The organism is Pseudomonas sp. P867 (assembly GCF_019891455.1).
Lineage (GTDB): Bacteria > Pseudomonadota > Gammaproteobacteria > Pseudomonadales > Pseudomonadaceae > Aquipseudomonas > Aquipseudomonas synxantha_A.
In genome coordinates this window covers 1-9,160 of record NZ_JAFLXB010000027.1, presented here as the reverse complement: position 1 = coordinate 9,160, position 9,160 = coordinate 1, and the positions used below count along the sequence as shown (strand labels likewise).

General features: G+C 55.8%; 5 protein-coding genes. 4 read left to right on the top strand and 1 reads right to left on the bottom strand.

Annotation, left to right across the window (positions count from 1 at the left end):
- Positions 1-164: 164 nt before the first annotated feature.
- On the bottom strand, positions 165-1,058 hold the full coding sequence (locus tag J1G33_RS27620; protein ID WP_223019163.1) for a LysR family transcriptional regulator: 894 nt from the start codon (positions 1,056-1,058) through the stop codon (positions 165-167).
- A gap of 94 nt (positions 1,059-1,152) precedes the next feature.
- Between J1G33_RS27620 and J1G33_RS27615 the strand changes: the two genes are divergently transcribed.
- From J1G33_RS27615 to J1G33_RS27600, 4 genes are all read left to right on the top strand, one after another.
- The gene (locus tag J1G33_RS27615) at positions 1,153-2,337 is read left to right on the top strand and encodes an MFS transporter (protein WP_122732842.1); all 1,185 of its coding nucleotides are present in this window, start codon (positions 1,153-1,155) and stop codon (positions 2,335-2,337) included.
- A 65-nt stretch (positions 2,338-2,402) separates the two neighbouring features.
- On the top strand, positions 2,403-3,122 hold the full coding sequence (locus tag J1G33_RS27610) for an SDR family oxidoreductase (protein WP_032880906.1): 720 nt from the start codon (positions 2,403-2,405) through the stop codon (positions 3,120-3,122).
- A 65-nt stretch (positions 3,123-3,187) separates the two neighbouring features.
- Positions 3,188-3,670 carry a VOC family protein gene (locus J1G33_RS27605; protein ID WP_032880904.1) on the top strand — a complete coding sequence of 161 codons (483 nt, stop codon included), beginning with the start codon at positions 3,188-3,190 and terminating at the stop codon, positions 3,668-3,670.
- A 216-nt stretch (positions 3,671-3,886) separates the two neighbouring features.
- Positions 3,887-8,821 (top strand): RHS repeat-associated core domain-containing protein, encoded by a 4,935-nt coding sequence (locus tag J1G33_RS27600; RefSeq protein WP_223019162.1) that lies wholly within the window; start codon positions 3,887-3,889, stop codon positions 8,819-8,821.
- Positions 8,822-9,160 lie beyond the last annotated feature (339 nt).

Sequence of the window (9,160 nt, the reverse complement as noted above, 5' to 3'; positions counted from 1 at the left end):
GCTCCTGCCCACTCGATAACTGTCCCATCATGCTGTGTGATCCCCCTCCGGCCAATGAAGAGATTTTGCCGGAGGCCAGTCAGGGGAGCTACTTTTTCAACAGAATCGGCCGAAATCCGCCGATCCCCCCATCCCAACAAATCCAGACCTAAACCCGCACCTCCTCAACCTCCATGCCGCTCCACCAAAAAATCCACAAACGCCCTAACCCGCGCCGGCATCGCCCCTCCCCCCACAAACACCGCATGAATCGGCTCCACATCCCCCGGGTTAAAGTCCTCCAGCAACACCACCAACTCCCCCCGCTTCACCTCCTCCACCACACTAAACGCCCCAATCCGCGCAATCCCTGCCCCCAGCTTTGCCAACTGTGCCAATGCCTCGCCACTGTTGCCCTCAATCGTCCCCGCCACCTTCAACGAAAACTCCCGCCCATCCGCCCTGAACGGCCAATCCGGCGCCGCTCGGCGGAAGTTGAAGCGTAGGCAGTTGTGCTGGAGTAGATCCTGCGGCGTCACCGGGGTGCCATGCCTTGCCAGGTAGTCCGGTGAGGCGACAATCACCTGCCCGGTGGAGCCGATATGACGAGCAGTCAGGGGGCTGTCGGCGAGGGGGCCGAAGCGGATGGCGACGTCGGCCTGGCCGCCGAGGATGTCCACGACTTCATCGCCGAGCATCAGGTCGACGACGATGGCCGGATAGCGGGCGCTGAAGGCGGCGATCAGCGGGACGATGGTCATGCGGCCATGGGCCAGTGCGGCGCTGACTCGCAGGCGGCCGCGTGGGGTGCCCTGGTCGGTGATGGCGTCTTCGACTTCGGCCATGTCTGCGAGGATGCGCCGGGCGCCGCGCAGGTAGGCTTCGCCTTCGGCGGTGAAGGTGATGGCGCGGGTGGTGCGCAGCAGCAGTCGGGTGCCGATGCGCTTTTCGGTGCGGGTGATGATGCGGCTGATGGACGATGGCGTCAGCCCCAGGGCTCGCGCCGCGCCCGACAGGCTGCCCTGCTCGGCGACCATGGCGAACACCTCCATCTCTCCTGACCGACCGCCGATGTCCATTTGTGCCTCCTGCGCAAAGCTGTAGTTCCCGAGCAAGGGCTACTGCTTGAAAAGGCTGGATTGTAGCATTAGGCACACAGATGAGGAGTCAACCATGCGTATCAATCCACCCCTTGTAGCCTTGTCCATCGGTGCCTTCGGCATCGGGGTCACGGAGTTTGCGCCCATGGGCATGTTGCCCGGTATTGCCGCCGATCTTGGCGTATCCATTCCAGCCGCCGGGCTGCTGGTGAGTGCCTATGCCATGGGCGTGCTGATCGGCGCGCCGATCATGACCCTCGCCACGGCGAGAGTGCCGCGTCGTTATTTGCTGATCGGGCTGATGGCGATTTTTACCCTGGGCAATTTATTGTCGGCGCTGGCCACCAACTACCAGACCTTGATGATCGCAAGGCTGGTGACGTCGCTGAACCACGGGGCGTTTTTCGGCATTGGTTCGATTGTGGCAGCCAGCGTGGTAGCGCCGGAGAAACGCGCGGGAGCGGTCGCGGCGATGTTTCTCGGGCTGACCTTGGCGACCATTGGCGGCGTGCCGCTGGCGACCTGGTTTGGCGAGAACTTTGGTTGGCGCACGGCGTTCTGGGGGATCAGCGGCCTCGGTGCGGTGGTGATGGCGGCGCTGTGGTGGGCGTTGCCGAATGCACCCGCGCCTAAAGGTGGCAGCCTGATGGCGGAAATCCGCGTATTGGGCCGCGGGCCGGTGCTGGCCGCGCTTGCGCTGACGGTGGTGGGCTCCAGTGCGATGTTCACGGTGTTCACTTACATCGCGCCGATTCTGCGCAACGTCACCCACGCCTCGACCAACTTCGTCACCGGGATGCTTGTGCTGTTCGGTATCGGGCTGACCCTGGGCAACGTGTGGGGCGGCAAGTCGGCCGACCGCTCGGTGGACCGTACCCTGATCACCTCGCTGGTGGTGTTGATTGCCGTGCTTCTGGCCTTCTCGGTGCTGATGCAATGGCCGCTGCCTGCCGCCGTGTCGATCCTGCTATGGGGTGCCGCCAGTTTTGCGCTGGTACCGCCGTTGCAGATGCGTGTGATGGAGGCCGCCAAGGATGCGCCTAACCTGGCGTCGGCGATGAACATCGGCGCGTTCAATTTTGGCAATGCGATTGGTGCCGCGCTGGGTGGCGCGGTGATCAACGCCGGGCTGGGCTACCCGGCCATTTCCCTGGCAGGCGCAATCATGGCGGGCCTGGGCTTGATGATGGTGCTGGGTTTGGCCTGGCGCTCGCGGCGTGCGGGTTTACGCATTTGCCGGGAAGCCGTGCAAGCCTGAACAGCAGGCTGGAAAGCCCCACCCAACTGCCTTATAACTACGCCCTTCAGTCAAGGAGACGCGTAATGAAAACCATGGTAGTGGGCGCCAGCAAAGGCCTGGGCAAGGCGCTGATCGAGGGGTTGGGCGAACCCGGGGATACGCTGATCGGTGTATCCCGCAGCCGTCCAGAACAGCTCAACCACAAGGCTGATGTGCAGGTGCGTTGGATCGAAGCCAACCTGGCCGAACCCGCCAAAGCTGCCCAGGCCATTGAAGCCTCGGTGGCCGAGAGTGGGCTGGATACCTTGATCTACAACCTGGGTATCTGGGAAGAATTTGCCTTCGACCCGGCGTACAACTTTTTGGCCGACAGTGATGAGCAGCTCGAAGCCATTGTCACGTGCAACATCACCGCTACCTTGTTGCTGATCAAACGCCTGCTGCCGGTGCTGCTCGACAGCGCCAACCCACGGATCATCCTGACTGGCTCGACCTCCGGCCTGCCGCAAAGTGGCCGCCCGGAGGTGGCCTTCGGTGCCTCCAAGTTTGCGCTGCGCGGGATTGCCGATGCCTTGCGTGAAGGCTATCGGCATCAGCGCCTGGGCGTGACCTGCCTGAACCTGGGCTACCTGAACACCGAAGACCCGTTGAGCACACCGCTCGCAGTGGCGGCGCAACGCGGTGAAGGCCAGTCGATTCCGGTGCATGACGTGGTGCAAGTGGTGCGTATGACGCTGAACTTGTCGCCGGCCAGTTTCGTCAAGGACATCACCTTGCCGGCGATCCTGGATGAGCGGTTCTAAACGGGGTAGAACGCCCGCGGTTATCGTCTAGACTTCACGCACCTTCCAACCCGAGGAGCCTTGCGATGAACAACAAAAATACGATCTGCCTCTGGTACAACAACGATGCCCTGGAGGCGGCGACCTTCTACGCCAACACCTTTCCCGACAGTAAAGTGGGGAACGTTCACCATGCGCCTGGCGACTACCCGGCCGGCAAGCAGGGCGAAGTGTTGACCGTGGAATTCACCGTGCTGGGTATCCCCTGCGTCGGCCTGAATGGCGGCCAGATGTTCAAGCACAGTGAGGCGTTTTCCTTTCAGGTGTCTACGGATGACCAGGAAGAAACCGATCGCTTGTGGAATGCCATCGTCAACAATGGTGGGCAGGCAAGCGCCTGCGGCTGGTGCAAGGACAAGTGGGGGTTGTCGTGGCAGATCTCGCCACGGGTGTTGGTCGATGCGGTCACCAGCAAAGATCCTGCCGTCGCCAAGCGTGCGTTTGAGGCGATGATGAAAATGACCAAGATTGATATTGCAACTATAGAAGACGCTGTGGCCGGACGTTGATGTGCATGATGTCGATCCGAACTTGAAGGCCTCCACCTTTCATACAGATCACAAACATCCTTATTCGCAAAGGAGATTAAAATAATAAATTCAAAAACTATTTAATATAAAATACTGTGAACTCTTACAGTTATCGCAGGCTTACCGACCGTGTAGTTTTCAAGTAGTGCATATCTCCCCCACGAAGGGGGCCTACTACGACATAAGGAAATGAACATGGCCCACAATCCAATGGGTACGGACCCTAGCGATTCCGAGAACGATCCAATTTTTAACGCCACCACTCAAAAACGCAACGTGGTCGATCCACGCACAGGCCTGTTCGAGGCCTTTATTCCCCTCCCCTCAATCGTCGGTAACGACGGCAGCGGCCCTGTGTTTGAAATGGGGCTTCACTGTGCCCCCACCTTCAATAACCTGTTTGCATTGGGGGATGGCTGTTTTTTTGGGCTAACCACTTATAGCACTGCGCATAACCGTTTAACATTGCACTCCGGCGAAGTACTAAATATAAAAAAAGGTATCGATCCTGACCCACAAAACGATGCCGTTAATGTCTCCTGGTTCAACAACCAACTGACCGTGATGCGCAAGGACACAAGACATGAAGTATTGGAATTGCTGGACAACACAGGCATCTATGTACCAAAAATATTGACAACCTATAATCCCGACCTCAAGGAGTCGAAAAACTTATATTTCACATGGACATCAACGCCCCACGTTATAGAGGGCAAAACGTATTATCAACTTCAATTAACAGGCATCACGGACAGCACCAAGCGAAACCTGCTCAAGATTGAATACACGCCCCCCGCGCCCGATACATCGCCGGCCATTGGGACAGTCAAGATTATGTTCTGGCCTGATGATGCAACTCAAACCCTCACCTACACGTTGGCACTTAAAGATTACGCCCTGCAGTCCGTTACCCTCGGGAATACTCACAAAACCACCTTGGAGTATTTGGACCATCCGGTGTGTGGTTGGCTGTTGAACAAGATCACCAATGTCGACGGACTCCAAGAGGCGGTCGAATATAAAGACAACGGACTGACATTTCCGGACAACCCACAGTTGTCAGCGTTGCCTTGCGTCAGTACTCACACGCTCACCCCAACGGGTGGCGGCACGCCTGTTATTACAACCTATGCGTATGAGCGTCAAGATGAAAAAAAATACCGGACGATCATGGCTGAGGGCGTACCGGCCATTCGCACCACGGTTTATCAATACGACGATGAACATGACGTCAAGACTGAGACGCTCTCCCAAGGTTCTGCCAAAACCCTGACAGCGTATAACATGAGTAAGGATGATGACCTTGATAGTCGTGAAACCCGAGTAACTTACCAACAAGCGAACAGAAGCCGGACAACGACGAACAAGAATACTTTTAACGATAGTTCTGGCCTTATCAAAAACCAACAACAGACCATTACTACCGAGATGGACTATCTACGCTCGTTTACAGACCCGATTTACAATTTTTTGAAACATAGCAACGGTACGCTAAAAGCCCGCGAATTACTAAGCGCAATCGCACGCGCTTCCAAGGAAGAACAAAATGACAAACCGGGCACTCAGTGGGAAACCGCAGACTATACATATGAGAGCCTGTTCCCATCTGCCGCGCTGGATACCAAGTTTGTCGAAACACCCGGTTTACTGGCAATCATCCCTGGGCTGTCCGACTTGATCCCCGGCTTGCGTAATGTTGCCGAGTTCGAACTTCACCGATATGAAATGACCCCCTCGCTGGAGGCCAGACTTTACAGTACGTTGCAATGCAGTTTAGCGACGGATAAATTTGCCGATGCCGCGCTGGTAGGCCAACAGTACGAATACTTCGAGGCTAACGTTACAGAGGAAGGCAATGTCATCGAAGACTTTCGCACCGGACGTGTGAAGAGCATCCGCCGGTCGACATTGGGCAATAAACATTTGGCGCCCCTGGTGAGTGACCCTCTACGTTCGTTCGCCTATGCCTTGGGGGGCGTGGGTAATATCGAACTTACCACCACAACGACCGAAACCGATGAACAAGGTAACAGCCGCACCTCTTCGGAAACCAAGAGCACTCTTGACGGACGCCTCATTCGCCAAGTCGACGTTGATGGCAACCGCACCGAGTACAGCTACAACAATAACGGCCAACTGAGCACTTTGACAGTGTGCGCGCAGAGCACTACCTATCGCCAAGTCACCACCTACACTTACCCGGCCCCCGGGCAGATACAAATGACCACCCCCAATGGGCAAACCCGCTTGAGTCAATACGATGGCCAAGACCGACTGGTCAGTGAATACTTGATCGAAGATGGCCAAAAAAAGCTGATCAAAGCCGTCAGCTACGACCGTATTGGGCGTGAACTACGTACCACCCAGTATGATTACCAGAATATGCCACTCCAACTCCTTGAATGGCAGGAGTTGAAATATGATGACTGGAATCGGGTCAGCGGACGACGCTACAGCAACGGCAGGGAAGATTTCGACCTCAAAGACCCCATCGCACTGACGCTTACACAATGGACCGGCAAGGCAACCGACAAGCACAGAACAATTACCACCTATAACTTGGATGAGACCATCAAGAAGATTGAATGGAGAGGCAAGGAGGGCAACATTTATCAGACCCAGACTGCCACCTATACCCGCGCCAGGCAGATCAAGCAACTGCACACGGATGGTGAACTGGGCGATACAACCATTGATTACGCTTACGATGGCAGTGGCCGTCTGTTGAGCGAAAAACATAGCGAAAAGAACAACGGAATACTGGCCCCCAGCCTGGTCTACACCTATTACTACACTTACCCTAAACACTGGCTGATGACCGAAGCCACCCAGATCGATATCGAATTCTCGAATAACCGCCACATACTGGGCAAACGCACCATCGACAGTTGGGGCCGAGTCACCTCACTCACCCGCGGCAAGTGCACTGAAACCTATACCTATATAGGCGCCAGCTCAGTCCCTGCGTCAACCCAAACCGCCGATGGCACTCTACTCCAACATGAATACATCAAGGAACTTGGCAACCGCTTGGCAAACACCGGCACGACCAACCGCACCGAGCAGCAATCTTACACCTACGCGTATGGGGCACAGAAGATCTCGTCAGCGAGCGAGGGCGAAAAGTTTCTCGAGTACAATCATGACGCCAACCTGTATATAACTAATCAGCATATACAAACTCAGCCCGGTCAAACCAAAGAGACATTTTCCGAGTATTCACACGGTGGACGCCTGCTCACCAATACAGACCCTACAGGTAATAAGACACTGTTCCTTTACAGCGGAGATCAACGCTATGCAGCCAACAATTTCCACTTTACGTGTAGCCATAATTATGACAGTCAGGGACTTTTGAGTAAGGAGCTGATTATTGGTCCTATTAACTCAACCGATCCGAAGGTCACTTTCGATGTGACATATACCTACGACGCAGAACGGCGTGAAACCAGTCGCCGGTTTACACTCAGTGGCAAAGTTGACCTCAAAATAGAGAGCGCGTATTACGGCGACGGCAAACTGAAATCGGTGTTCTTGAAACAGGACAACATCGTGCTGGGTTCACGCATCATGGCTTACACGCCGGGCGGGCGACTCAAGTCCTATACCACCACGGGCGTATGGCGACCCAAGACCCCAAAAAACCAGGACATCGACAAGCAAGAGTTCACTTACGATGCATTGGGAAATGTCACCACTTGCGTCACAAGCTTTGGTGGGTTCAAGAACACCACAACCAACAGCAACGATAGCCTGAATGGTTTTCGGTTGGCGACAGTCTACAACAGCCATTCGGACTACCCCGAAGCCGCCACATTGAGGTACGACGCAGCCGGGCGGGTGACACAGGACGCTTCGGGAAAAAAATACACGTATGACTGGCTCGGTCGATTGATCCAGGCCGGGAGTATCCGTTATAGCTATGATCCCTCCGACCGCCTGATGATCCGGGACAACAACGGCGTGCAAACTCAACTCATCTATGACGGGCTAACGGTGTGTGGAGAATATTCGACTGCCAATAACGACAGCAGCCGGGAGCTGAATCCCGGGAGCGAGGGCTGTACGGTTCTACAGATCAAACGCTCGGGCGTGAAAAGAACCCTGTTTGAACTCAGAGACGCCCATGGCACGGTATGGGCCAGCTATGACCTTCAGGCCCAAACTCTCAGGCATCACGCCTATACGGCATACGGCGAGCAATCCCCGGCCGAGACCGATTCCATGCTGGGTTTCAAGGGCGAATTCCTTGATGCCGATACGGGTCAATACGTTTTGGGGGCGGGCGGACAAGGACGCTATTACTCAGCTTCCAGCATGTGTTTCTACACTCCGGACAGCCTCAGCCCTTTCGGGCCAGGTGGCCCTAATCTGTATGCCTACTGCGCCGAGGGTGATCCAGTCAATTTCAGCGACCCCAGCGGACATTTTTCAGTGAATGACGCTTTGTGGAATCAATGGCAGGGCCAAGGGCGCGAGCCTGGACCCATCTCGCTCGGGCCCGATAATCCATTGGGCACCTGGATTTTCGGTGCGATTGGCATATTGGCCGCCATCGTGAGTGGGGGCACATCTTTACTGCTTACGGCTGCGCTGGTCGGGCTCGCGGTCGTGTCATTAGCGGCAAATATCGCGTCGGTGCTTACCCAAGATACCAATCCTGAACTCTCGAGTATTCTCGCCTGGGTATCCTTGGGCACAGGAGTATTGGGCGGCGGGGCCATGCTCGTTAAAAAAGTCGCCTCTCTTGCCCTGTACCTGGGGCGCTCTGGAATCGCGATGGCCAGAAACCTTCTTTCTAGAACCGTCCCGAACTTGATCCCAAGACTTAGACGACTCGGACAATTCAAAGACTATCGTCGCTTGTACGGGGATTTTGCAAATGGCAAGCCCCCATACATGGTCGGGCGGATACCAGGCAAGGCTGTGAAGGCATTGGAAGAAGGAAAGCGGGCCAAAAACTTCTTTACTGCGGCTGAAGCCAACACGGTCGCATTCTTTACCACTGGGACGCTTGGAAATACTGAAGCCTTTGACTCTGATGTGGCTAACCAAATCAATAACACCATTGGCGACTTAACATGGTTACCTTGGGGCTCTTTTATGAAACTTTGGCTGAAGGTTCGATAGCTCGTCCGATAGAGCCATAAAAGCGTCCGGCTATGCCTAGAAATGGCCATAGCCGAACGCCGATGTGGGAGCGCTCGAGCTTTAGCGAGGCCGCGATGGCGGTGGGTCAGGCAACATAAATGCCGACAGTGCCGCCGCCTTCGCAGCCTCGCCAAAGCTCGACAACTACCATATTTGATCTCCACCATCTCCCCTCCTGCGCATCACCCATGCGCCAAAAAAAGTCATGCATCGGACCGCCCGGTTGCGACCCGGGCGATACCGGCCTATGTTTCAAGCCATGCTGTGATTTGCTGTCCCCCACCCTGTGCCCATCCCGTAACCAGGTGACGACATGCC

Coding starts and splice junctions, on each gene's coding strand:
- J1G33_RS27615 (WP_122732842.1), top strand. CDS start 1,153: ATGCGTATCAATCCACCCCTTGTAGCCTTGTCCATCGGTGCCTTCGGC.
- J1G33_RS27600 (WP_223019162.1), top strand. CDS start 3,887: ATGGCCCACAATCCAATGGGTACGGACCCTAGCGATTCCGAGAACGAT.
- J1G33_RS27605 (WP_032880904.1), top strand. CDS start 3,188: ATGAACAACAAAAATACGATCTGCCTCTGGTACAACAACGATGCCCTG.
- J1G33_RS27610 (WP_032880906.1), top strand. CDS start 2,403: ATGAAAACCATGGTAGTGGGCGCCAGCAAAGGCCTGGGCAAGGCGCTG.
- J1G33_RS27620 (WP_223019163.1), bottom strand. CDS start 1,058: ATGGACATCGGCGGTCGGTCAGGAGAGATGGAGGTGTTCGCCATGGTC.